Raw genomic sequence first — 23,086 nt, 5'->3', positions numbered from 1 at the left:
CCTGATTTGGTTACGCGCCATCGAGGCGCGCGGTTTCAATTCTTCGCGAAAGACCGCAAGCCTGCGTCTACAGCGTGCCGTAGCTGTGCAGTCCGCTCAGGAACATGTTCACGCCGAGAAAGGCAAAAGTGGTGACCGCCAGCCCGCCCAGCGCCCACCACGCTGCCACGGTGCCGCGCAGGCCCTTCACGAGCCGCATGTGCAGCCAGGCCGCGTAGTTGAGCCAGACGATCAGCGCCCAGGTTTCCTTCGGGTCCCAGCTCCAGTAGCCGCCCCAGGCATCGGCGGCCCACAGGGCTCCGAGCACGGTGGCGATGGTGAAGAAGGCGAAGCCGACGGTGATCGACTTGTACATGACGTCGTCGAGCACGTCGTTGGCCGGCAGGCGCGCCGCGATGCGCTTGCGCCCCAGCAGGATGCCCGCCGCAATCAGCGCCGAGATGCCCGCATAGACCACCCAATAGCTGCCGCCAGCTTCCTGCACGCGCTGGCGGAACGCCACCGGCACGAAGCACAGCGCCACGCCCAGCAGCCAGATCGGCGTGAGCTTGTACCAGCGCGTCTCGTTGGCCTGCTCCTTGATGAGATACGCGAAGGCGACCATGGCCGACAACGCGAAAGTGCCATAGCCGATGAAGTTGGCCGGCACGTGCAGCTTCATCCACCAGCTCTGCAGCGCAGGCACCAGCGGCTGGATTTCATGCGCCTCGCGCACGATCGTGTACCAGAGCAGGAAGCCCACCGCCGCGCTGACGACCAGCATCACGAAGGCGCCGAGCGCGCGTGTGTTGTAGCGCTCTTCGAAGTAGAGGTAGAACGCGGCCGTCAGCCAGCAGAACAGCACGAACACTTCGTACAGGTTGCTGACCGGAATGTGGCCGATGTCCGGGCCGAGCAGGTGGCTTTCGTACCAGCGCACCATGGTGCCAATCAGCGCCATCGTCACGGCCGCCCAGGTCAGGCGTGAGCCGATCGCATCGAAGGTGTCCGACTGCTTGCCGCCGAAGAAGCCGAGCCAGTAGAACAGAGTGCCCATGAAGAACAACACGCTCATCCAGAGGATGGCCGATTGGCTCGACAAAAAGTACTTGAGCCAGAACACCGTGTCGGCACGCGCCAGGTCGCCCTGGTACGACGCAATGGCCAGCAGCGACGCCGCGGCCACCACGATGGCCAGCACGCGCAGCGGCCGCCAGAACCAGCCGATGGAGATCATCGCTATCACCGCGGCGGCGAGGATCGGCTTCTCGTAGTAGTCCATCGACTCCGCATAGCGCGCGAAGGCGAACAAGCCGCCGGCCAGCACCAGCGCCGCGAACACCCAGTCGAACAGGTTGCGGCGCGAGAGCCAGCTTTCATTGAGCGTGAGGGTCGTGGTGTTCATGGTGTCTCGGGTTCTGTCTTGTTCAGGGCGAGCAGCTTGTGCTTGAGATGCTCGAATTCGCGGTCGCTGTCCATGGTCTTGCGATTGACCGAGAACGCCATCGTGGCGGCTGTCTCCAATTTGTCGCCGTCGGTCCCGTTGCCATCGGGCGTCAGCCACACCCAGAGGCGCCGCTCACGCACGTACAGCATGGCAAAAATCCCGATGATCAGCAACAGACAGCCCAGATAGACGACGTTCTTGCCAGGGGCGCGCGCCACCTGGAACACGCTGGCCTGCACCTGGGTGAAGTCGGTCATCATCATCGCGACCGGGGCCGGGTAGAAGTGTGCGTCGCTGATGGCCAGCACGGCCTGCGTCAGGTAGGCCTGCGACTTCTCGTCGTTCGGCAGCGCGGCCAGGCCGGCGCCTTCGCGGCTCAGGTTGAGCACTTCGAACAGCACGTCGTTCAGGATGCGCACCAGCACGCCGCCGGCGCGCTCGCGCTCGGCCTCGGGCACGTTGACTTCCATGAACTCGGCAATCGCCTGCCAGCCACCCACCGTGGCGGCGTCGGCCTTGGCGCGCTCGCTGCCTGCGAACAGCGCCAGCGCGCGCGCGGCCGACACGCGCAGCTGCTCGGCCATTTCGGGGCGCTTGGGGTCGGAGGCCTTGGCGATGTAGCGCTCGATGGCACGCGCGCGGGTGTCGGCGTCGCCGAGTGCGGCGCGCATGCGCACGAAACCGTCCATGGAACCCTGCTCGTCGGCCGGCACGCGCAGGTATCGGAACGGGTCTTCGGGCTTCTCGCGCATGCCGAGCAGGAACACCGGCTGGCCGTCGCCGGTGTCGACCGGCACCATGTAGTTCTGGTACTCGCGCGCCTGGCCGGCAGCGTCGCGCAGCTTGTAGCCGATGCTCGGGCCGATGTTGCGCAGCACCTTCGGCTTGTTGGTCTTGTTGGCGGCGCCCAGGCGCGATTCGATGTCGTGGCGCAGGTCGACCTTGCGCACATCGGCGCCGCTGCTCATGGCACCGGCGTCGGCGAAGTTCTCGACGTTGATCACGCGCAGCGCTGCATACTCGAGCGTGAGCTTGTCCTTGCCGTTGGTGATCTCGGTGCTCGGGCCACCGATGATGCCTTCCACCTCGAAGGACTTGGCAGCGGCGGCCATCGGCACTGCCTTGAGCTTCACCTTGGAGCCGCCGTCGTCGAAGCTCGACTGGTAGATCTCCACGCCCTTGTAGCTGGCCGGGTGGTTGACCTCGATGCGCGCGGGCACCTGCTCGCCTGTCTCGCGGTCGTGCAGCACCACCTCGCTCGCAAAGAGCTTGGGCATGCCGGTCGAGTAGTAGTCGACGATGAACTTCTTCAGCTCGATGGAGAACGGCAGTTCCTGCAGCAGCACGCCATCGGACTGGTTCAGGATGGCCACGCTGCCCTGCCCGCCTTCGGGCACGAGGATGTTGCCGCGGAAGGTCGGGTTGCTGGCGGACAGTCGGTGCTCCGGCGCCACGTCGGCGATCATGCCACCGCCGGTGAACACGCTCTTGCCGTTGAACCAGGTCTGCGCACGCACCACGAGGTCGCCGTCGAGCAGGCCGCCGATGCACACCAGCACGATCGCGCTGTGGGCCGCGATGTAGCCGAGCTTGTGGGCGCCGCCGGCGCGCGCTGCGACCATCCAGCCCGCGGAAGTCGGCCGGCTGCCGTCGACGGCCTCGCGCTGTTGCAGCTTGACCTTCCAGCCGCCGCTCACCAGCAGTTGCCCGATGCGGTTGGCCGCTGCTTCGGGCGTTTCGCCGAGCCGATTTTCCGCGCGCTGGCCAAACGCCTTCAGGCTCTGCGCACGGATGTCTTCCTTGAAGGTCTTGAGGTCGACCAAAATGCGCGGCGTGTTGCGCGCGATGCACAGCGTGGTGCTGATCACGAGGAACAGCAGGATCAGCAGGAACCACCAGGCGCTGTAAATGGAGTCGAGCCGCGCTGCGCGGAACAGCTCGGCCCAGAACGGCCCGAACTGGTTGATGTAGTTGTTGATCGGTTCGTGCTGCTTGAGCACGGTGCCGATGATCGACGCAATGCAGATGATGGTGAGCAGCGCGATCGCGAAGCGCATCGACGAAAACAGCTCCACCGCAGCGCGAAGCATCTGCGGGCCGCGATGAACGCGAAGGCCATGGGTGGAGACGGACATCGGGCGAAGGTAAGGGAAGAAGGGAAAAAAGCAAAAAGGCGGGCCATCCTGCTGGATCGGCCCGCCCTTTGTTTGGGGTTGTTGTCGGCGGTTAGTTCACGCTCTGGAGCGCATCGACATCAGCGCAAGCCGGCGATGTAGTCCGCCACGGCGGCAATTTCGCGGTCGTTGAGCTTGGCAGCAACGCCGGTCATGGGGCCGCTGTTGGTGCGCACGGGGGTGCCGTCGCCGCGGAAGGCCTTGAGCTGGGCCACGGTGTAGTCGGCGTTCTGGCCGCCCAGGCGCGGGTATTGAGCGGGCAAGCCGGCGCCGTTGGGGCTGTGGCAGCCGGCGCAGGCGGGGATGGAGCGCTCACCGATACCGCCGCGGTAGATCTTCTCGCCCAGGGCCACGGTGTCCTTGCTCTTCGAGAAGCCGGTCTTGACCTTCTTCGAGGCCACGAACCAGGCGATGTCGCGCATGTCCTGGTCGCTGAGGTTCGAGGCCATGGGGCTCATGACGCTGTTCTTGCGCTTGCCGGACTTGAAGTCTTCCAGCTGCTTGAGGATGTATTCGGGGTGCTGTTGCGCCAGCTTGGGATTGGCCGCGATGGTCGAGTTGCCGTCGGCGTTGTGGCACGAGGCGCAACTCTGGACCGTTGGAGTGCTCGCATTGAACAGCGTGTCCCCCTTGGCGGGGTCCGGCTTGGCCGGTTTTGCAGGCGCCGCGGCCGGAGCAGCCGCGTGTTCATCGGCTGCAAAACTCGCGCTGGCTGCGATGCCCACGAGGGCTGCAAGCAGAATATTGGCAAACAACTTCATATCGGGGGCTTCGAATTTATGGCGCAAAACCTCACGATTCTACAATGTGGGTCTTGTTTCGAAAGTCCGTAGATGCCCTCCCCGCGCGCCAAGCCCGCTGCCTATCCTCCCCGCGCGGCCCCCGCCGCGGACCCCCAGGTCGCTGAACGCGAGCGCGTTGCGCTCGGCTGGTTGCACACCGCCCACTTCCTCACCAGCGCCCCCCAGCTGGAGCATCTGCCCCCTGTCGACCTGCCCGAGATTGCCTTCGTCGGCCGCTCCAACGCAGGCAAGTCGACCGCCATCAACACCCTCACGCAACAGACACGCCTGGCCTTCGCCTCCAAGACGCCGGGCCGCACGCAGCACATCAACCTGTTCGGCATAGGCAAGCAGAAGGTCGACGACGCAGTGCTGGCCGACCTGCCCGGCTACGGCTATGCGGCCGTGCCGCGCGAAGCCAAGCTGCGCTGGCAGCGCGTGATGGGCAACTACCTGATGACGCGCGAAAGCCTGCGCGGCGTGGTGCTCATGTGCGATCCGCGCCACGGCCTGACCGAACTCGACGAGATCCTGCTCGACGTGATCCGCCCGCGCGTGGAACAGGGCCTCAAGTTCCTCGTGCTGCTGACCAAATCCGACAAGCTCACGCGCAGCGAAGCCGCCAAGGTGCTGTCCATTACGCGACTGAACGCCGGCGGCGGCGAGGTGAAACTGTTCTCGGCTTTGAAGAAGCAGGGCGTTGGCGAAGCAGCCGAACTGCTGTGGCGCTGGGTGCATCCGGATGGGGCTGCCGCACCGGCAACGCCGCCGGAGCCGCCGGCTGAGCCAGAAGAGGCCTGATCAAAAAACAGGCTGTACCGACCGTCCCATCTGCGCAGTTCACTATCAAAACAATAGCGACAGTCAACCCAAGGAGACAAGAAGCATGATCGAGACCTTCCAACGCAGCCTGCCCAACGGCACCACCCTGAGCTGCCGCGCCGTCGGCAAGCCGGGCCAGCCGCTGATGGTGTTCCTCCACGGCTTCCCCGAGGCCGCGTTCATCTGGGACGAACTGCTCGACTACTTCGCGGACCCCGCCCACGGCGGCTACCGCTGCGTGGCGCCCAACCTGCGCGGCTTCGAAAAGTCGAGCGCGCCGACGGAAGTGGCAGCCTACAAGGCCCACCTGCTGATCCAGGACATCCAGCAGCTCGTCGCGACCGAAAGCGCCGACGGCACCATGGCAGCGCTGGTGGCCCACGACTGGGGCGGCGCCTTTGCCTGGGGCTATGCCAACGCATTCCCGCAGCAGGTCGGCAAGCTGGTCATCATCAATTCGCCGCACCCGGGCACCTTCACCCGCGAACTGCGCAACAGCCCGGAACAGCAGCAAGCGAGCGCCTACATGAACTTCCTCGCGCGCCCCGATGCCGAGGCGCTGCTCGCGGCCGACGACTTCAAGCGCATGTGGCCCTTCTTCCTGCTGATGAAGGCCGGCCCCGACGGCTTCGGCTGGCTCACCGAAGAAGTGAAGCAGAAGTACCGCGAGGTCTGGGGCGCGGGCCTCACGGGCGCCTGCAACCTCTATCGCGTGACACCGATGAAGCCGCCGCTGCCGGGCCAGACCATCGACAGCATTCCCGTGCTGCCACGCGAACGGCTCACGGTGGATGTGCCGACCTTCGTGTTCTGGGCACTCGACGACGCGGCGCTGCTGCCCGGCCTGCTCGAAGGGCTGGAAGACTACGTGCCGAAGCTCGAGGTGAAGAAGGTGCCGAACGCGACCCACTGGATCGTGCACGAGCAACCACAACTGGTCGCCCGCGAGATCGAAGGCTTCCTGCAGCGCGCTCAGTAAATAGGAGCCTCGCCCTCCGGGCGGGTCTTGAACCGTCGATGCACCCAGTAGTACTGGGCAGGCATCGTGTCGATGTAACCCTGCAGCCGCGTGTTCATGAGCGTCGTGTCGGCCTCGACGTCGTCGGTCGGAAAGTTCTGCCAGGTCGGCAAGATCTCGATCTCATAGCCCCCGGGCGTGAGCTTCGACACCACCGGCACCACCTTGGCCTTGCCCAGCCGCGCGAATCGCGACAGCGAGGGCACGGTGGCTGCCTGCACGCCATAGAACGGCACGAAGATGGTCTGGTCGCGCCCGAAGTCCATGTCGGGCAGCAGGTACAGCAGGCCGCCCTTGCGCAGGCCCTGCAGCACCGGCTTGATGCCGTCCACCCGGTTGAGCGCCGCCACGTCGCCGAAGCGGGTGCGGCCTTCGCGAATCCAGGCGTCGACCATCGGGTCGCGCTGGGTCGTGTAGATGGTGGCCGAGGGGCGCGCTGTGTGCATGGTCAGGGCGGTGGCCGCGGCGTCGAGGCCGTAGAAATGCGGCGCGAACAGGATCATCGGCTCGTCGCCGTCGGCGATCTCGCGGATCTCCGAAGCGGCCCCAACCACCTTGAGCCGGCTCGCCACCACCTTCTCGGGCGCATGCCAGAGCCAGCTGCGGTCCAGCCAGGACTGCGCCACGTAGACGAAGGTCTGGCGCGCGATGGCGCGGCGCTCGGCCTCCGATTTCTCGGGGAAACACACCGCCAGATTGGTGTCGACCACGCGCCGCCGCGGTACGGCGACGGTATGAAGGATGCGGCCGAGAAACGCGCCGAAGCCGCGCACGAGCGGCAACGGCAGCGGCGCAATCACGCGCATGAAGCCGATGCCGAGTCGGGAACCGAGGCTCATGCCGCCTCCCCGGCAGTGGCGGCCACGCGCTCGGCGCGCGGCTCCTTGTAGCGGGCGTAGTCCCACACGTACTGGCCCGGCAGGCCGTGGATCAGCCGGCCGATGGCGTCGTTCATGGCGGCCGACGCGTCCTCGATGGAGGCCGACGGGTCGGTCAGCGCCGTGCCGACGATGGGTTCGAAGCGGATCACGTAGCCCGCGCCGTTCGGCAGGCGCTCGCACACGCTGAGGAAGCAGGCCGCGCCGGTCTGTTGCGCAAGGCGGGGAAGCAGGGTCATGGTGTACGCCGGGCGCCCCAGAAACGGGGCCCACACGCCCTGCCCCAGCGGCGGCACCTGGTCGGGCAGGATGCCGGTGTAGCCCCCGCCGCGCAGCGTGCGGATCAGGCCGCGCACGCCGCTGTTGTTGGTGGGCAGCGTCTGCAGGCCGGGCCGGTCGCGCGAGCCGGCGGCGATCAGGTCGGCCATCCATTTCTTGCGCGCGGGGCGAAACAGCGCCGTGATCGGCCCGTAGGCCGCAAGAAAGCGCTCGCCGATGGCCTGGCCGCACATCTCCCAGCTACCGAGGTGCGGCGCCACCAGGATCACGCCCTTCTTGGCCTGCATGGCCGTCTCGAAGGCCTCGACACCCTCCCAGCGCACCACGCGGTGCAGCACGGTCTGGCCCTGCGGGCGCAGCCAGAGCCAGGGCAGCTCGGAAGCCATCTTGCCGGCGGCGGCAATGGCGGGACGGTACTGGTCGGGGGCGAAGCCCGCGCTCTCGGCGTTGGCCTTGAAGCGGCGGCGGTAGTCCGGCGCGCTCCACCAGACCAGCCAGCCCAGCATGGCGCCGAGTCGATGCATCAACGGCATCGGCACGCGGGCAAGCAGGCGGAACAGGGTGATCATTGAAAACGGGGGGGTCAAAAAACGGACGCGCGCGCATGGTATTGCGCGGCTCGAATAGAATGCAAATTGTCGCCGAGTTACGGAACAACTTGCAGGGCGACAAACACAAGCGCGAAGCGATTGTGCCCCGGCCGATTCATCGGCATCTGCTAAAGCGTTCGCCAGGGCTCCGCAGAGTTGGCAACGCGCCAACCACTTCAAGGAGTTTGAACAAATGGCGAACGATTTCCTCTTCACTTCCGAATCCGTCTCCGAAGGCCACCCCGACAAGGTAGCCGACCAGATCTCGGATGCCATCCTGGACGCGATCTTCGAGCAGGACCCCCGCAGCCGCGTGGCCGCCGAGACGCTGACCAACACCGGCCTGGTCGTGCTAGCCGGCGAAATCACGACCAACGCGCACGTCGACTACATCCAGGTCGCGCGCGACACCATCAAGCGCATCGGCTACGACAACACCGAGTACGGCATCGACTACAAGGGTTGCGCCGTGATGGTCTGCTACGACAAGCAGTCCAACGACATCGCCCAGGGCGTGGATCACGCGAGCGACGACCACCTGAACACCGGTGCCGGCGACCAGGGCCTGATGTTCGGCTACGCCTGCGACGAAACGCCCGAGCTGATGCCCGCGCCCATCTACTACGCGCACCGCCTCGTCGAGCGCCAGGCCCAGCTGCGCAAGGACGGCCGTCTGCCCTTCCTGCGCCCCGACGCCAAGAGCCAGGTCACGATGCGCTACGTTGACGGCAAGCCGCACAGCATCGACACCGTGGTGCTCTCCACCCAGCACAGCCCCGACCAGAGCGAAACCTCGACCAAGATGAAGGCCTCGTTCAACGAAGCCATCATCGAGGAGATCATCAAGCCCGTGCTGCCCAAGGAGTGGCTCAAAGACACGCGCTACCTGATCAACCCGACCGGCCGTTTCGTCATCGGCGGCCCGCAGGGCGACTGCGGCCTCACCGGCCGCAAGATCATCGTCGACACCTACGGCGGCGCCTGCCCGCACGGCGGTGGCGCGTTCTCCGGCAAGGACCCGTCGAAGGTCGACCGCTCGGCTGCCTACGCCGCGCGCTACGTGGCCAAGAACATCGTGGCCGCCGGCATTGCGCGCCAGTGCCAGATCCAGGTGGCCTACGCGATCGGCGTGGCCGAGCCGATGAACATCACGGTCTACACCGAAGGCACCGGCGTGATCCCCGACGACAAGATCGCCGAACTCGTGCGCGAGCACTTCGACCTGCGTCCGAAGGGCATCATCCAGATGCTCGACCTGCTGCGCCCGATCTACCAGAAGACCGCCGCCTACGGCCACTTCGGCCGCGAAGAGCCGGAGTTCACCTGGGAAGCGACGACGCTGGCGCCCACCCTGCGCGCGGCTGCCGGCCTCAAGTAAGCAAGAAAAGACGGTGGGTCGTCAGAAGCGGTAAGCGCCGCTCAAGCCCACCGTCCAGTTACGGCCCGGCGCGGGCTCGTAATAGCGCGCATTGCCCTCGTTGACGATGACCGAGCCCACGTAGCGCCGGTCGAACAGGTTGTCGACACGCGCGAAGGCGTTGAACTCCCAACGCTCCCATTTCTTCAAGTAGCCCGCATACACCGCCGCGACGGCATAGCCCGGCGCGCTCGCGGTGTTGACGTCGTTGGCCTGCATGCGGCCCAGCGCGCGCATCTCGACGCCAGCGCGCCAGCCCTCGGGCGGCACCCACCCCAGCGATGCAAACAGCGATTGCCGTGCAATACCCGGAATGCGATTGCCCGCCGCCACGGTGTTCGCAGTCGCACACGGAGACGGCGAACAGAAGGCATCGCGGTACGTCGCATCCAGCCACGTGTAGGCCAGTTGCGTGCGCCAGTGATTCGCGGTCTCGTGCTGCCAGCCCAGCTCGAAGCCGTTGCGCTTCGTGCGCCCCGCGTTCTGGAAGGTGGCGCGCCCGCCGACGTTGGTGTCCGTGACGATCTCGTCGCGCGTGCGGGTCTGGAACAGCGCCGCCGTCAGCAGGCCGCCGGCAAGCCGCGCCTTGGCGCCGACCTCGATGCTGTCGTTCACCGAAGGCCGCAGCGCGAAGTTGAGCCCGCTCGCACCGTTCGCCCGGTAGGAAAGCTCGTTCAGCGTCGGCGTCTCGAAGCCGCGACCGATGGAGCCGTACAGCGCCAGGTCCGGCGTCGCCTGGTAGCGCAGCGAGGCCACCGGCAGCGTCTTGCTGTAGCGCGCGCTGCCGCTGTCGTCGCGGTTCGCCCCCACGATGTAGCGGTCCTGCGAGTTGAAATGCACGCTGCTGCGGCGCACGCCGGCTTCGAGCGTCCAGCGGTCAGTAAAGCGCCAGGTGGCCTGCGCGTAGGGATCGAGGTTCCACGCCTCATTGAGCTCGTTGCGCCTGAGCCGCCCCTGGACGCCGAGCACCGGCGCCGAGACCGGCCCGAGGTAGTTCTCGTAGCCGCGCCGCTTTTCGCGCAGGCTGTCGTAGGCCAGGCCCGCCACCACGTCGAAAGGCCGGTCGGCCAGCGTGAGCGCGGCGTTCCAGCGCAGGTCCACGCCGCCGTACTGCCGCGACAAGTCGATTACGCCGCCCGCGTGCAGCGGGTTCTGCTGCGCAGATGGCGGGATCGACTGGAACTGCGTGGTCTTGCGCTCGCCGCCGTAGACCATGAGGCGCAGTCCCTGCTGCGCGTCGATGCGCCGCTCGTAGAGCAGGCCAACCTGCGTCTGCTCGACTGTCTTGCGGGTGTTGTACTGCGTGGCCAGCGGGGCGTTGCGCGGCGCCAGGGCGTATTGATCGGCCGTGAGGCCCAGCGGATCCTGCGCGTCGATGTGCACGCTGTTGAAGATCAGCGTCAGCTTGTCGCCGTTGTCCAGTGCAATGCCGAGCTTGCCGTTGGCAATGTCGCGCCGCGCCGCGCTGTGCTCGCGCCAGCCGTCGGTGTGGAAGCGGCTCGCATCGAGCAGATAGTCCACCGCTCCTTGCGATCCGCTGAGCTGCAGTGACTGCCGCCAGGTGCCGAAGCTGCCGCCCGCAAGCGAATAGGACAGCCGCGGCGCGCCCTCGCCCGAAGCGGTGAAGGCCTGCAACACGCCGCCAGACGAATTGCCATACAGCGCCGAGAACGGCCCGCGCAGCACTTCGACCCGGTCCAGCGAGCCAATGTCGATGTTCGAAGTCTGCCCCTGCCCGTCGGGCAGGGTCGCGGGAATGCCATCGACATACAGCCGCACGCCGCGCACGCCGAAGGTCGAGCGCGCACCAAAGCCGCGGATCGACAGCTGCAGGTCCTGCGCGTAGTTCAGCCGGTTCTGCACCTGCAGCCCCGGCACCGCGCCGAGGCTTTCGGAGAGATTGACCTGCAGGCGGCTGTCGCGCATCTCGTCGCCGTCGACGCGGTCGACCGAGCCGGGCACGTTGAAGGGCGCGACCTGGCCGCGTGGCGTGGAGACAGTGATCTCGCGCAGACGCGCGCCGCTGGTATCAGCGTCGGCCGATGGCTCCTGCTGGGCCTGCGCGGCCAGCGGAACACCCAGCAAGAGAAGGCAGGCGGCAGCAACGGGCGCAGGTTTCATCGCGCCGATTCTGCTTCGGCACGCCAGCCACGCGTGTCGCGGTGGCGCGACTCTCAGGGAAAACTAGCGCTCCGGCGCCCTGCGCCAGCCATACCAGGCGCCCACCACGCACGGAATGCCCAGTGCAAACCAGGCCAGGATGTCGCCCAACCCGCCATCGCTGAAAAGCGCCGAGATCAGTCCGAAGGTGGTCAACAGGCCGAGCACGATCGGCCAGCCCCACATGCGCCAGAAGCTTTGATGGTGTTGATGCGGCTTCATGCCTGAACCTTCATCGCCGGAGCCGGCTCGCCCTGCGGAGCGGTGGGCGGCACATGCTGTTCATGCGCCGCAGCCGTCTTCTTGCTGGATGCGGGCACCGGGTTGCCCCGCTTGAGCCAGAGATACAGCCCGCTGCCCAGCACGATGATGGTCGCTATGTCGAGCAGCGCCCAGATGATCTGCATCGGCATGCCGCCGTAGTCGCCGAAGTGCAGCGGCTGCGACACCAGCAGCGCCCAGAGGTACCAGGGCAGCTTCGGCGTCGCGGTCACCTCTGCTGTCTTGGCGTCGACCAGCACCGGCTGGAAGAGCTTCGAAGTGAAGGGCTCGTTGCCGCGCACGAAGAAGGTGGTGTGATGCGGGCTCGAGAACGACGTGCCCGGGAACGCAATGAACGACAGCTTCATGCCGGGCGCCTTCTGCATCGCGGCGTCCATCGAGCGCTGCACCGAGGCGCGCTCGTTCACCGCCACGATGGGCTCGTTCTTGTAGGGCGTCATGAGCGCGCTGAGCTGGTCGTACTGCCAGTACTTGATGAGCAGGTCGGCCCATGTGTTGATCATGCCGGTGGCGCCCACCACGAACACCCACACCAGCGTGACAATGCCCAGCAGGTTGTGCAGGTCGAGCCACTTCAGGCGCGGACGCTTCTCGCGCCGCACCGTGCCGAAATCGAGCTTGCGCATGAAGGGCGAATACAGCACCACGCCCGAGACGACGGCCACCAGCAGCAGCAGGCCCATGAAGCCGAGGAACAGCTTGCCCGGCAGCCCCGCGAAGAGATCGACGTGCAGCTTGAACATCACGTACATGAAGCCCTCGTCGAACTTCGGCTGCGCGAGCACCTCGCCCGTACGCGCATCGACCGCGACGGACTTGAAGTCGTCCGTGGGCTCCGGCGTGGGCGTGAGCGTGACGAACCACAGGCCGTTGTCGTCCTCGGGCTGCGAGGCGAACTGCACCACGCGGTCGGGGTGCTTCGCCTTCGCGATGTCGAGCACGCGGTCGAGGCTGATGTGCGGCGTGCCCGCCGGCATCTTCGGCGACTCGACCTCGGTGCCGAGCAGGTGGCCGATCTCGTGGTGGAAGATCAGCGGCAGGCCCGTGATGCACAGCAGCAGCATGAACACCGTGCACACGAGGCTGCTCCACTTGTGCACCCAGGCCCAGGTCTTGATCTTTCGGCTGTTCATGTCGTGGTGGCTCTGATGGAGAAAGGGATTCTAGAAACGGTAGGTCGCGCTGGCGACGATGTTGCGGCGCGAGCCGTACCAGCAATCACCACGCGACAGGCAGGTGCTGAAGTAGACCTTGTCCGTCACGTTGTTGATGTTGAGCGCATAGCGCCAGGCGGCGGTCTCGTAGGCGAACACGAGGTCGGCCAGCGCAACGCCCGGAATGCGCGGGCCAACGCCCGACTGCATGTCGCGGAACGAGCTCATCATGCGCAGGCCGGCGCCGGCCGAGAAGCCGTTCACGCCGCCAACCGAGAACTTGTACTTGGCCCAGACGCTCGCCTGGTGCTTGGGCAGGCCCTCGATCAGCGCGTCGGCGTCGGTGTAGTTGTAGTGGGCGATGAGGTCGAGGTTCGGGCCGATCGAGCCCTTGGCTTCCAGCTCGACGCCGCGGGTCTTGGTTTCGCCGAGCTGCGTGAACACCTTGAGCTGTGGCTCGCTGATCTGATTCTTCTCGCGCAGGTCGTACACCGCGGCGCTGAAGGCCAGGGCGCGGTCCTTGGGCTCGTACTTCACGCCCACTTCCCATTGCTCGCCGCGCAGCGGCTTGAAGAGGCGGCCCTCGCGCGCGGCCTGCGGCGTGAACGACTCGCTGTAGCTCACATACGGCGACCAGCCCGAGGGCGAGGCGTACATCAGGCCGAAGCGCTTGGTGGTGGCGCTGCTTTTCTCGTCGTCGCTGCCAGCGGCACTGGACACGGCCCTGTCGTGCCGAAGGCCAGCCACAAAGATCCAGTTGTCGAGCTTGATCTGGTCCTGCAGATAGACACCCGTCTGGCGCTGGCGGGTGCGCGGCCGCGCGTCGCGCACGGGCTCGTCGAGATGGCCGTAGACCGGCGCATAGACATCGATGGTGTCGAAGGTCGTGCCGACCCAGACGTTCTCGCGCTGGCGTGCGAAGTCCGCACCCACGAGCAGCGTGTGCTTCAGGGCGCCGGTCTGGAAGTGGCCTTCGACGTGGTTGTCGAGCGTCTGCGTGCGGTTGCGCGTGAGCGAGCTGTCGTAGTAGCGGCCCAGCACGCGCTTGAAGATCGGGTCGGTGGCATCCCAGCTTTCGGCCCCCGCGAACGCGCCGCCGTAGTGGTAGCGGTTGTCGTTTTCGTTGTATGCGTAGCGGAAGTTCTGGCGCAGCGTCCAGCTGTCGTTGAACTTGTGCTCGAACTGCCAGCCGAAGGTCTTGCGCTCGCTGTCGTAGTAATCGCCCGGCTCGCCGATGAAGCGGCTGCTTGGAAGACGCCCGTTCGGGTTCGGCAGCAAGGTGCCCTCCCACGGCAGGAACTGCGAGCTGCTGCCGCTCTTGTCCTTCTGCCAGAGGCCTTGCAGCGTCAGCGAGGTCATGGCGTTGGGCCGCCAGGTCAGCGAAGGCGCGATCACGCTACGGTCGTCGGGCACGTAGTCGACCTGCGTGTCGGACTTGCGTTGCAGCGCGATCAGGCGGTACGACAGGGTGCCATCAGCGTTCAGCGGGCCGGTGAGGTCGGCTTGGATCTGCTTGCGGCCGAAGCTGCCGAACTGCACGCCCACTTCGCGCTGGGCCTCCTGCAGCGGACGCTTGCTCACCATGTTGACCACGCCGGCGGCCGTGCCGGCGCCAAACAACATGCCCGAGGGGCCGCGCAGCACTTCGAGGCGCTCCAGCGTGTAGGGCTCGGTGCGGGTGGTGCTGGTGTAGTAGCCGTAGGCCTGGCGCAGGCCGTCGAGGTAGACGTCGGGGGTGGAGCCTCGCACCCGCACGGAGTCGGTCCGCGAATCGAGGCCGTAGGCGTCGGAGCGCACGCCGGCCGCGTAGTTGAGCGCGTCCTGCACGTTGATCGCGCCCTGGTCGACCATCTGGTCGCGCGTGATCACGGTCACTGACTGGGGCGTTTCCGACAGCGGCGTGTCGGTCTTGGTGGCGGTGACCGCATTTTTCGCGCGGTATCCGATCACCGGCGTGGTCGCCGTCTCGGCTTCGGCATTCGCGTCGACCCGCACTTCAGGCAGCGAGCCTGCATTCGTCGTCTGGGCCAGCACCTGGTGCTGGGTGGAAATCGCCAGGCACCCCATCAGCACCGATGCAGCCTTGCGCCGCGCCACCAACCTCTTCATTCCTGCTCCACTCCTCGAAATTTTGATTAATACGAACGATTCGCATTTTAGTCGTGACAAATTTCCGCTTCTCTCAATCACCGCCCTGAGTGAAGGGCGTTGCGTTGCGAAATTGCGTCTTCCGGTCGGGGGTGAACCGGCTACGATGCCGCCCGCACGCTTCCCGTGCGTTGGCAGCCCTCATGCTCAAGCTCATTGCCTTTCTGTTTCCCGCGCTGCGCGGTCCGGCTTTGCGGCTGATGGTCCTTGCGACTGCCATTGCGCTGACCGGCTGCGCCGGCCTCCCGCCGCGCACACCCGAACCGCCGACGCTGGCCATTGCTGCCTCGCCTGCCACCGAGCTCGGCCGCGCCGCCGTCAGCCTCAATTCCCCGCCCGACGGCCTGACCAGCATGCGCCCGCTGATCGAGGCCTCCTTCGCGCTCGATGCGCGGCTGGAGCTGATGCGGCGCGCCAAGTCGTCGCTCGACATCCAGACCTACCAGCTCGGCAACGACAAGACCGGCCGCCTGCTGCTGCGCGAAATGCGCAATGCCGCCCGGCGCGGCGTGCGCGTGCGGCTGCTGCTCGACGACTTCTACACGGCCGGCATGGACCGCCTGCTGCTGGGCCTGGCCGCCGAGCCCAATGCAGAGATCCGGCTGTTCAATCCCTTCGTGAACGCGCGCGACCATTCATCGGGGCGCTGGCTGGAGTTCTTCTCCGACTTCCGGCGGCTCAACCACCGCATGCACAACAAGCTGTTCGTGGCCGACGGCGCCATGGCCATCGCGGGTGGCCGCAACCTGGCCGACGAATACTTCCTGCGCAGCGAAAGCGCGAACTTCATCGATTTCGAACTGCTGCTGGCCGGCCCGGTGGTCCCCGAGTCCGCCGCCATCTTCGACACCTACTGGAACAGCGACGTGGTCTACCCCCTGCAGCGGGTGGCCAGCACCAGCCGCACGCCGCAAGAGCTGAAAACCGACTTCGAAGAGGCGACCTCCCCCACCCACGCGCCGCCGCCCGACCCGCTGGCCGCCACCGACCTGCTCGGCGACCCGCCACTGGCCACCCAGCTCGCCAACATCGACGAGGCCAAGTGGATGCGCGCCGAGGCTCATGCATCCGCCGACAGCCCCAACAAGGCGCTGGGCGTCATGGCGCATCCCACGGAGTCGCTGGCGCAGCGTTTTCACGAGATGCTGGCCACGGCCCAGTCGAACGTGGTGGTGATCTCGCCCTACTTCATCCCGGGCGACGAGGGCATGGAACGCATCCGCATAGGCCGCGACCACGGCGTGAACATCACCGTCATCACCAACTCGCTGGCCGACAGCGACGAGCCGCTGGTCAACATCAACTACAACCGCTACCGCGTCGACATGCTCAAGCTGGGCGTGAACCTGTACGAGGTCAGCACCCAGCAGTTGCGGCGCAGCGGCCAGTTCCGCGACCTGCTCAAGAAGGCGCGCGGCCGCCTGCACGCCAAGCTGGCGCTCGTCGACCGCCAGTGGGTGCTGCTCGGCTCGATGAACCTCGACCCGCGCTCCGCCCGGCTGAACACCGAGTTCGGCGTGCGCGTGCGCAGCTTCGATCTGACGCAGGCGCTGCTCTTCGCCTACCAACTCGACGACATCGAGGGTGTCTATCGCGTCACGCTCAAGCCCGATGGCCAGAACGTGCAATGGGTCGGTACCGGCGACGTCGACAACGAGGTGCTCGACAGCGAGCCGGATTCGAGCATGCTGACGCGGCTGCAGCTGCTGCTGTTCTCGTGGTTCGTGCCCACGGACCAGCTGTAGGCAGCGCCCGGTTCAGAGCAATCCCTGCAGCAGGCGATAGCCGTCGGGCCAATCGCCGAGGCCGCTGGCAGCGTTGATGTGCCCACGCGCTCCCACCTCGACGAACTCGCTGCCCCAGGCGCGTGCGCGCTCGCTCGCATAGGCCGTGCTGCCATACGGATCGTCATTGCTGGCGACCACGATGCTCGGAAACGGCAGCCGGGCAGACGGCAGTGGCTCGAACCCCAACGACGTTTCCGCTGGATAGGCAGCCGCTTGAGGGTCAGGTACCGCAACAAGCAAGGCGCCCCGAATCCGGGGCGCGCACCGCATCGCCCAGTGCACGACGGCCAGGCAGCCCAGGCTGTGCGCCACGACCACCAGATCGCTGCCCAACCCACCAGCCTGTTGCTCCATCGCCGAGACCCAGTCGTCGCAAACCGCCCGATCCCAGTCATCGACCTGCAGACGGCGCCACTGCGGCCTAGCCGACTGCCAGATGCTCTGCCAATGCGCAGGGCCTGAATTGCCATGCCCAGGCACGACAAAGACTGGATTTTCCATTCGCGGTTCTCCCGTTGAGCGATGCGCTTCAGTCTATGAAGCGCGACCGCCCGGCCGGAAGAGCAAGGCATTCGAAGACGCGGCCGAAAACCTTCAAGTCATCGGCGGGGCGGCCTGCTACACGACCACCACCAGCTTGCCGGCCGCGCTGTTGCTCTCCATCTTCCTGTGAGCCTCGACGATCTCGTCGAAGCCGTACACATGATCGATGGGCACGCTGAGCTTGCCCGCGCTCACGCCATCCAGATAGTCCTGGAGCACCGAGGCCGGCAGGTCGGAGGCATCGCCGGAGTACGCGCAAAGCCGCACGAGATTCTTCAGATAGCCGATCGGATAGAAGTCCTTGACCAGCCACTCGTTCGACAGCATTCCCGTGAAGCAGACGAGCCCCCTGGGCCGAACCGCTCGCAAGGTGTCGGGCAGAGCAGGCGTGCCGACCAGTTCCAGCGCGAGATCCACGCCGCCCGGCATGATCTTGCGGACCTGCGAAGCCACATCGCCGTCATCGACGATCACATGGTCGACCCCGGCAGCCGTGAGCACGTCCCGCTTCCCGGGATTGCGCGTGGTTGCAAAGACCACGAGGCCGCGCTGCCTGGCCAGGATGGCCGTGGCCAACCCGACCGATGAAGTTCCACCTCGCACCAGGATCGATTGGCCGGGCTGCGCATCGAGCGCGTTGACCAGCGAGCCATAGGCCGTCTGCAGCATCTCTGGCACCGCGCCGAGCGTGCTCCAGGGAAGCGTGCTCTTGAACGGAATCACCTGGCTGACCGGCACGCAGGTGTACTCGGCATAGCCGCCGTCGTAGGTGCGCCCCATGTTCCCCATCACCGCAACCACTTGCTGATCGACAGCGAACTCGCCTCCGGGGCACTCGGCAACCTGACCGCAGGCTTCGATGCCGAGCACCCGGGGGAAGGTCACGCCTTCCGCCAGCCCCAGCCGCGTATGAAGCTCCGACCGATTGAGTCCGAAGGCGCGGACCTTGATGAGCACCTGCCCCTTGAGCGGCACCGGTATGGGCAGCACGCGATAGTGCAGCGCCTCGGGCGGCCCGGGTGCATCCAGCACGACGGCTCGCATGGTTTTACTCGCAACTTCGTTCATGGCCTTCTCGCACATCTTAAAAAGTCATTAATGATCCTGGCGCATCATCCGGGCTGTTTCGTTCGGCCACAAGAAATTCCGCTCTCATGCACCTGCTCCTCGTAGAAGACGATGACATGCTGGGTGAAGCCGTGTGCGACGGTGCACGCCAGAGCGGCTGGTCCATCGACCGTGTCGGCAATGCATCAGCCGCCCGGATCGCCCTGATCGACCATGCCTATGCAGCCGTGCTGCTGGACCTGGGCCTGCCAGGCGGGGAGTCGGGCCTGACGGTGCTGCGGTCGATGCGAAGCCGCTACGACCCGACACCGGTCCTGATTCTTACGGCGCGCGATCAGTTGAGCGAGCGCATCCACGGCCTCGACGCAGGCGCCGACGACTACCTCGTCAAGCCCTTCCAGTTCGACGAACTGTGGGCACGCGTGCGTTCGGTCATCCGCCGCAGCCAGGGTCGCGTGATACCCGTTTTTTCCCGTGGCGACGTCACGGTCGACCGCAGTCGCCGCGTGGTCACCAAGGCCGGCGTCGATGTGCCGCTGAGCGCGCACGAGTACCGCACCCTGCTCGCCCTGCTGGAACGCCCCGGTCACGTCGTCACGCGCGATCAACTGCAGGATGTGGTCTACGGAACGGCCAGCGTCGTCGAAAGCAACACCATTGCCGTGTTCATCCACCAGTTGCGCCGCAAGCTCGGCGACGACCTGATCCGCACCGTTCACGGCCACGGCTATGTCGTCGGCCAAGCTCCGTCGTGAAGTCAAAGTCACTGTATGCGCGAATGATCCTGATGCTCGGGGCGACTATCGTCCTGTGCTGGATCGTGGCGCTCGCGGTGCTCTTCGCGTATCTCACGCACAACAAGACCAGCATCTGGGACGACAAGCTCAAGACCATCGCCACGCGCATCCTGCTGACAATTCCTGCAGGCAAGGACATGGTCACGACAGGGCCAGGACTGCAGCTGCGGGATCCTGCACTGGCAGAGAGCACTCAGCTTGTTTTTCAAGTCTGGTTTGACCGCAAACGGCTGTCCGTGCGTACGCCCGGTGCCCCTGAATCCCCGCTGCGGCCTGACTTCGAGGATGGCATTGCCACTACAGTGATCGAGGGAAGGCGCTGGCGCGTCTATTCAGTGTCGGATTTCGAAAGCCGGATCTACGTGCAAGTCGGTAATCTCCACAGCGTGGTCGATGCCGAGATGCAGCATGAAGCGGTGATTGGCCTGGTACTCAACTCGATCCTGCTGCTGATCGTGGGCGCGCTGATGTGGCTGGTGGTGCGCAGTTCGCTCAAACCGGTGGTGGCACTGGAGGCTGCCATGCGAAGCCGGCAAAGGTTCGACCTCACGCCACTGTCTTCGGCCACCCTGCCACGCGAACTGCATCCGCTCGTTGCGTCTTTCAACCATCTGCTGGAGCAGCTTTCCGAGTCGATCGAAGGCGAGCGCCGCTTCATCGGCGATGCTGCGCACGAGCTGCGCACGCCGCTGGCCGCGCTGCAGGCGCAGGCTCAGATCGCGCTGCGTGCGAACACCGCGGCCGACAAGGACGTGGCACTGACAAAGCTGCTTCGGGTCGCGCAGAGCAGTTCGCGGCTGTCCGAACAGTTGCTCGACCTGGCACGTCTGAATGCGAGTGCCAACGCTCCGCAGCACATGCTGGCAGACCTGAGCGATCTCATCCTGCACGTGACCCGCGATTTCGATACCCATGCCCTGCAGCAGGAGCGCTCGATCCTGCTCGATATTCGCAAGTGCACCATCCACTGCAACATCGACGAAATGGGCATCCTGCTGCGCAACCTGATCGACAACGCGCTGCGCTACACCCCGAAAGGCGGGCGCGTCCGGGTCAGCTGTGGCCATAAGCCAGCCACCGGATGGGAAGAAACGCACAAGGTCTACCTCGAAGTGGCAGACGACGGTCCCGGCGTGCCGCCGTCGGAACGCAAGGCGATCTTCGAGCGCTTCCATCGGGCCGCAGGCACCTCCGCGCGTGGAAGCGGCATCGGCCTGTCGCTGGTGGCCGGAATCGCGCAGCTGCATCACGCAACGATCGAGACCGGGGACGGGCTGGAAGGGCGGGGCTTTGCCATCCGGGTGGTGTTCCCGGCGGCGGCAGCGCCGCCCCCGTCGACCTCTTCTCAGAACCTGTAGACGTATCCGAGGCGCACGCCGGTCTGGCTCGACCGGCTGACCAGCGGGCTGTTCTTGATGCCGCTACCGAAGCTGGTCGCACTCACGTCCAGGAAGACTGCCTGCTTTGGCGCCACGGCGTAGTCCACGCGCAGGCCCACTTCGATGTTGGCGGTGGCCTTGCCGGCATATTCGGGCCGGTCGGATCGGGCCTCGGCTGCCGTCACGCCGTAGTAGTAGTCGACGTATTTGCGATCGACCCAATGCGCAGCCAGGCGCGGCGTGAAGCCGAAGGCCCCCGAAGAAAAGCGCCGGTCAACCTGCACCTTGAACCTCGTGCCCTTGCTGTTGCCCGACCCGTCGGCCAGCAGCTCGGCCGACAGGTTGGCAATGTCGTTGCGCCAGATGGCTGCTCCGCCCAGCCACAGGCTGCCCTTGCGCTTGTCCATGCCGCTGAGATAGGGCGAATCGTCGGCTTCATAGCCATCGCCCCCGTAGCGCGCACGCAGCCGCAAAGAGACAGACCCTACGGACGTCAGCTTCAAATCGGCACTCGGGAACGCAACGCTGACCCACTTGTTCTCGTAGGTGAGCATGGGGATGGCCAGGCCCTTGTTGTCGAAGTCACGGTAGGGCTTGCGCTCCATGCCTGCAGCAATGCCAATGCCCCATTGCGCGCCCCCTTCGGAGAGCTGGTCTTGCGCGACTTGCGCCCACGCCGACGAAACGCATGCCGCAGAGGCGATGCCCGCGGCGATGGTTCTGAGAGGTATGCGCGCGCGGCTGTTCTTGTCTTGACTCGAAAGGAAGTTTGACTTGAGGTGGTTCAACATGGAGGCTCCAGTACGAATGGTCGGCGACAGACACCATGTCGTCGCCTTCTGGAGCCGATGCTGAAGGGATGGCTTTAATAAGTTTTTAGCTGTTTTAAGATTTGATTAACCGGTTCGCGATGTCATCGACTGGCGGCCTCCGACGTTCTCTCAACGACGCCTGGGCATCAACGTCGGCACGCCGCAGGCCAGCAGCTCGCCACGTCCCAAGTGCGCATGAAAGCCGCCGCCGTCCCACACCACCTCGCCGCGACTCAGCGTCACGCCCGGCCAGGCCTTGAGCCGCATGCCTTCGTAGGGCGTGTAGTCGACCTCATGGTGCAGCTGCTCGTTCTTCAGCACGAAGTCGCGTTCGTCCCAGATCACGATGTCTGCGTCCGCACCCACCGCGATCGTTCCCTTGCGTGGATGCAGGCCGTAGGCCTTGGCCGGGCCCGTGGCCGTGAGTTCGACAAAACGGTTGGCCGTCATGCGGCCCGAGAGCACGCCCTCGGACCACAGCAGCGGCATGCGTGTCTCGATGCCCGGAATGCCATTGGGGATGTGGCGGAACGCAACCTCTGCACCATCGGGCTTCTTGCCTTCCGGCGCGTCGTACTTGAACGGCGCATGGTCCGACGAGAACACGGTGAAGAGCCCGTCGTTGAGTCCGTCCCAGATCACCTGCTGGTTGGCCTTGTCGCGCGGTGGCGGGCTGCAGACGCACTTCGCGCCCTTGTAGCTGTCGTCGATGCCCAGGTCTTCTGCGGTGAGGAACAGGTACTGCGGGCAGGTCTCCGCGAACACGTTCAGGCCGTGTGCACGCGCCCAGCGGATCTGCTCGACGGCCTCGCGGCCCGACACATGCACGATCAGGATCGGCACATCAACCAGCTCGGCCAGCGCAATGGCGCGGTGCGTTGCCTCGCGCTCGACCAGCATCGGCCGTGCATGCGCGTGAAAGCGCGGCGCGGTGCGGCCAGCAGCCTCCAGGCGCTTGGTCAGCCACTCGATGCAGTCTGAGTTCTCGGCATGCAGCATCGCCATTGCGCCGTGTTCACGCGCCACCGCCAGCACGTCGAGGATCTGGCCGTCGTCGAGCTTCATGTCGTCGTAGGTCATGTAGATCTTGAAAGACGTGAAGCCTTCCTTGATCAGCGCCGGCAGTTCTTCCTTCAGCACCGTGGGCGTCGGGTCGCTCACGATCAGGTGGAAGGCGTAGTCGACGTGAGCCTTGCCCGCAGCGCGAGCGCGATAGTCCTCGACCGCCGCGCGCAGCGACTGGCCCTTCTGCTGCGCGGCGAACGGAATCACCGTCGTCGTGCCACCGCAGGCCGCCGAACGCGTGCCGGTGTCGAAGTCGTCGGCGTTGCGCGTGGGCGGCGGCATCGGCTGGTCGAGATGGCAGTGGGCATCGACGCCACCTGGCGTCACGGTGCGGCCGGCCGCGTCGATCTCGCGCGCGGCAGCACCGAGCTTCGCCCCGAGCTGCACGATGCGCCCTCCGCTGATGCCGATGTCGCAATCGAAGGTGTCGGAAGCGGTGACGACGCGCGCATTGCGCACCACAAGATCGAAGTCGGAAGTTGAAGTGGACATGGTTCAGATGACT

19 protein-coding genes are annotated in these 23,086 nt (G+C 65.9%); 6 read left to right on the top strand and 13 right to left on the bottom strand.

The features are described 5' to 3' along the window. Positions 1-67: 67 nt before the first annotated feature. The 3 genes from ccsB to ACSFBF_RS26090 all read right to left on the bottom strand — a co-directional run bounded on the left by ccsB (position 68) and on the right by ACSFBF_RS26090 (position 4,361). Entirely contained in the window at positions 68-1,384 is a 1,317-nt protein-coding gene (ccsB, locus tag ACSFBF_RS26100; protein ID WP_435472120.1) for a c-type cytochrome biogenesis protein CcsB, read from the bottom strand. Then, a complete protein-coding gene (locus tag ACSFBF_RS26095) occupies positions 1,381-3,561 on the bottom strand; it encodes a cytochrome c biogenesis protein ResB (protein ID WP_435472118.1) in 2,181 nt (726 codons plus the stop codon). The genes ccsB and ACSFBF_RS26095 overlap by 4 nt, the downstream gene beginning before the upstream one ends. Before the next feature lie 119 nt (positions 3,562-3,680). Beyond that, positions 3,681-4,361, bottom strand: a complete 681-nt coding sequence (locus ACSFBF_RS26090; protein WP_435472116.1) for a c-type cytochrome — start codon at positions 4,359-4,361, stop codon at positions 3,681-3,683. A 72-nt stretch (positions 4,362-4,433) separates the two neighbouring features. Between ACSFBF_RS26090 and yihA the strand changes: the two genes are divergently transcribed. Together yihA and ACSFBF_RS26080 are read left to right on the top strand one after the other, a co-directional pair. Further along, positions 4,434-5,183 carry a ribosome biogenesis GTP-binding protein YihA/YsxC gene (gene yihA / locus ACSFBF_RS26085; RefSeq protein WP_435472114.1) on the top strand — a complete coding sequence of 250 codons (750 nt, stop codon included), beginning with the start codon at positions 4,434-4,436 and terminating at the stop codon, positions 5,181-5,183. An 85-nt stretch (positions 5,184-5,268) separates the two neighbouring features. Then, complete coding sequence (locus tag ACSFBF_RS26080; RefSeq protein WP_435472112.1) at positions 5,269-6,183, top strand: alpha/beta fold hydrolase; 915 nt, start codon at positions 5,269-5,271, stop codon at positions 6,181-6,183. Here ACSFBF_RS26080 and ACSFBF_RS26075 read toward each other — a convergent pair. Next, positions 6,177-7,061: an LpxL/LpxP family acyltransferase gene (locus ACSFBF_RS26075; protein ID WP_435472110.1), complete on the bottom strand. Its 885-nt coding sequence runs from the start codon at positions 7,059-7,061 to the stop codon at positions 6,177-6,179. The genes ACSFBF_RS26080 and ACSFBF_RS26075 overlap by 7 nt on opposite strands. Continuing rightward, on the bottom strand, positions 7,058-7,948 hold the full coding sequence (locus ACSFBF_RS26070) for a lysophospholipid acyltransferase family protein (RefSeq protein WP_435472108.1): 891 nt from the start codon (positions 7,946-7,948) through the stop codon (positions 7,058-7,060). Before ACSFBF_RS26070 ends, ACSFBF_RS26075 begins: the two co-directional genes overlap by 4 nt. A gap of 214 nt (positions 7,949-8,162) precedes the next feature. Between ACSFBF_RS26070 and metK the strand changes: the two genes are divergently transcribed. Beyond that, positions 8,163-9,347 (top strand): methionine adenosyltransferase, encoded by a 1,185-nt coding sequence (metK, locus tag ACSFBF_RS26065; RefSeq protein WP_435472106.1) that lies wholly within the window; start codon positions 8,163-8,165, stop codon positions 9,345-9,347. 21 nt (positions 9,348-9,368) lie between these two features. On the opposite strand, the gene ACSFBF_RS26060 is transcribed toward metK, so the two are convergent. The 4 genes from ACSFBF_RS26060 to ACSFBF_RS26045 form a co-directional block, all read right to left on the bottom strand. Beyond that, positions 9,369-11,507 carry a TonB-dependent receptor domain-containing protein gene (locus ACSFBF_RS26060; RefSeq protein WP_435472104.1) on the bottom strand — a complete coding sequence of 713 codons (2,139 nt, stop codon included), beginning with the start codon at positions 11,505-11,507 and terminating at the stop codon, positions 9,369-9,371. 63 nt (positions 11,508-11,570) lie between these two features. Next, positions 11,571-11,768: a hypothetical protein gene (locus ACSFBF_RS26055; RefSeq protein WP_435472102.1), complete on the bottom strand. Its 198-nt coding sequence runs from the start codon at positions 11,766-11,768 to the stop codon at positions 11,571-11,573. Then, positions 11,765-12,961, bottom strand: a complete 1,197-nt coding sequence (locus ACSFBF_RS26050; protein WP_435472100.1) for a PepSY-associated TM helix domain-containing protein — start codon at positions 12,959-12,961, stop codon at positions 11,765-11,767. The genes ACSFBF_RS26055 and ACSFBF_RS26050 overlap by 4 nt, the downstream gene beginning before the upstream one ends. Before the next feature lie 30 nt (positions 12,962-12,991). Next, positions 12,992-15,091: a TonB-dependent siderophore receptor gene (locus tag ACSFBF_RS26045; RefSeq protein ID WP_435472098.1), complete on the bottom strand. Its 2,100-nt coding sequence runs from the start codon at positions 15,089-15,091 to the stop codon at positions 12,992-12,994. Between the two features lie 182 nt (positions 15,092-15,273). Here ACSFBF_RS26045 and ACSFBF_RS26040 point away from each other — a divergent pair, with 182 nt between their 5' ends. Next, complete coding sequence (locus ACSFBF_RS26040; RefSeq protein WP_435472096.1) at positions 15,274-16,875, top strand: phospholipase D family protein; 1,602 nt, start codon at positions 15,274-15,276, stop codon at positions 16,873-16,875. Positions 16,876-16,887: 12 nt separating this feature from the next. On the opposite strand, the gene ACSFBF_RS26035 is transcribed toward ACSFBF_RS26040, so the two are convergent. Both ACSFBF_RS26035 and ACSFBF_RS26030 read right to left on the bottom strand, forming a co-directional pair. Further along, a complete protein-coding gene (locus tag ACSFBF_RS26035) occupies positions 16,888-17,418 on the bottom strand; it encodes an RBBP9/YdeN family alpha/beta hydrolase (protein WP_435472094.1) in 531 nt (176 codons plus the stop codon). A gap of 117 nt (positions 17,419-17,535) precedes the next feature. Continuing rightward, positions 17,536-18,504 carry a zinc-binding alcohol dehydrogenase family protein gene (locus tag ACSFBF_RS26030; RefSeq protein ID WP_435472092.1) on the bottom strand — a complete coding sequence of 323 codons (969 nt, stop codon included), beginning with the start codon at positions 18,502-18,504 and terminating at the stop codon, positions 17,536-17,538. A 110-nt stretch (positions 18,505-18,614) separates the two neighbouring features. On the opposite strand from ACSFBF_RS26030, the gene ACSFBF_RS26025 reads away from it, so the two are divergent. Then, a complete protein-coding gene (locus ACSFBF_RS26025; protein WP_435472090.1) occupies positions 18,615-19,283 on the top strand; it encodes a response regulator transcription factor in 669 nt (222 codons plus the stop codon). Between the two features lie 23 nt (positions 19,284-19,306). Then, positions 19,307-20,683: an ATP-binding protein gene (locus ACSFBF_RS26020; RefSeq protein ID WP_435472088.1), complete on the top strand. Its 1,377-nt coding sequence runs from the start codon at positions 19,307-19,309 to the stop codon at positions 20,681-20,683. Here the strand turns inward: ACSFBF_RS26020 and ACSFBF_RS26015 are convergent. Further along, positions 20,671-21,495 carry a MipA/OmpV family protein gene (locus ACSFBF_RS26015; RefSeq protein WP_435472086.1) on the bottom strand — a complete coding sequence of 275 codons (825 nt, stop codon included), beginning with the start codon at positions 21,493-21,495 and terminating at the stop codon, positions 20,671-20,673. The genes ACSFBF_RS26020 and ACSFBF_RS26015 overlap by 13 nt on opposite strands. A gap of 150 nt (positions 21,496-21,645) precedes the next feature. Continuing rightward, positions 21,646-23,073, bottom strand: a complete 1,428-nt coding sequence (gene hydA, locus ACSFBF_RS26010) for a dihydropyrimidinase (RefSeq protein WP_435472084.1) — start codon at positions 23,071-23,073, stop codon at positions 21,646-21,648. Between the last annotated feature and the right edge of the window lie 13 nt (positions 23,074-23,086).

The organism is Variovorax nivicola (assembly GCF_051216475.1).
Lineage (GTDB): Bacteria > Pseudomonadota > Gammaproteobacteria > Burkholderiales > Burkholderiaceae_C > Variovorax.
This window is presented reverse-complemented; position numbering and strand designations above follow the sequence as displayed.

Bases quoted from the DNA above. Each gene is read 5' to 3' on its own strand.
- ccsB (WP_435472120.1), bottom strand. From the start codon at position 1,384: ATGAACACCACGACCCTCACGCTCAATGAAAGCTGGCTCTCGCGCCGC.
- ACSFBF_RS26095 (WP_435472118.1), bottom strand. From the start codon at position 3,561: ATGTCCGTCTCCACCCATGGCCTTCGCGTTCATCGCGGCCCGCAGATG.
- ACSFBF_RS26090 (WP_435472116.1), bottom strand. From the start codon at position 4,361: ATGAAGTTGTTTGCCAATATTCTGCTTGCAGCCCTCGTGGGCATCGCA.
- yihA (WP_435472114.1), top strand. From the start codon at position 4,434: ATGCCCTCCCCGCGCGCCAAGCCCGCTGCCTATCCTCCCCGCGCGGCC.
- ACSFBF_RS26080 (WP_435472112.1), top strand. From the start codon at position 5,269: ATGATCGAGACCTTCCAACGCAGCCTGCCCAACGGCACCACCCTGAGC.
- ACSFBF_RS26075 (WP_435472110.1), bottom strand. From the start codon at position 7,061: ATGAGCCTCGGTTCCCGACTCGGCATCGGCTTCATGCGCGTGATTGCG.
- ACSFBF_RS26070 (WP_435472108.1), bottom strand. From the start codon at position 7,948: ATGATCACCCTGTTCCGCCTGCTTGCCCGCGTGCCGATGCCGTTGATG.
- metK (WP_435472106.1), top strand. From the start codon at position 8,163: ATGGCGAACGATTTCCTCTTCACTTCCGAATCCGTCTCCGAAGGCCAC.
- ACSFBF_RS26060 (WP_435472104.1), bottom strand. From the start codon at position 11,507: ATGAAACCTGCGCCCGTTGCTGCCGCCTGCCTTCTCTTGCTGGGTGTT.
- ACSFBF_RS26055 (WP_435472102.1), bottom strand. From the start codon at position 11,768: ATGAAGCCGCATCAACACCATCAAAGCTTCTGGCGCATGTGGGGCTGG.
- ACSFBF_RS26050 (WP_435472100.1), bottom strand. From the start codon at position 12,961: ATGAACAGCCGAAAGATCAAGACCTGGGCCTGGGTGCACAAGTGGAGC.
- ACSFBF_RS26045 (WP_435472098.1), bottom strand. From the start codon at position 15,091: ATGAAGAGGTTGGTGGCGCGGCGCAAGGCTGCATCGGTGCTGATGGGG.
- ACSFBF_RS26040 (WP_435472096.1), top strand. From the start codon at position 15,274: ATGCTCAAGCTCATTGCCTTTCTGTTTCCCGCGCTGCGCGGTCCGGCT.
- ACSFBF_RS26035 (WP_435472094.1), bottom strand. From the start codon at position 17,418: ATGGAAAATCCAGTCTTTGTCGTGCCTGGGCATGGCAATTCAGGCCCT.
- ACSFBF_RS26030 (WP_435472092.1), bottom strand. From the start codon at position 18,504: ATGCGAGCCGTCGTGCTGGATGCACCCGGGCCGCCCGAGGCGCTGCAC.
- ACSFBF_RS26025 (WP_435472090.1), top strand. From the start codon at position 18,615: ATGCACCTGCTCCTCGTAGAAGACGATGACATGCTGGGTGAAGCCGTG.
- ACSFBF_RS26020 (WP_435472088.1), top strand. From the start codon at position 19,307: ATGATCCTGATGCTCGGGGCGACTATCGTCCTGTGCTGGATCGTGGCG.
- ACSFBF_RS26015 (WP_435472086.1), bottom strand. From the start codon at position 21,495: ATGTTGAACCACCTCAAGTCAAACTTCCTTTCGAGTCAAGACAAGAAC.
- hydA (WP_435472084.1), bottom strand. From the start codon at position 23,073: ATGTCCACTTCAACTTCCGACTTCGATCTTGTGGTGCGCAATGCGCGC.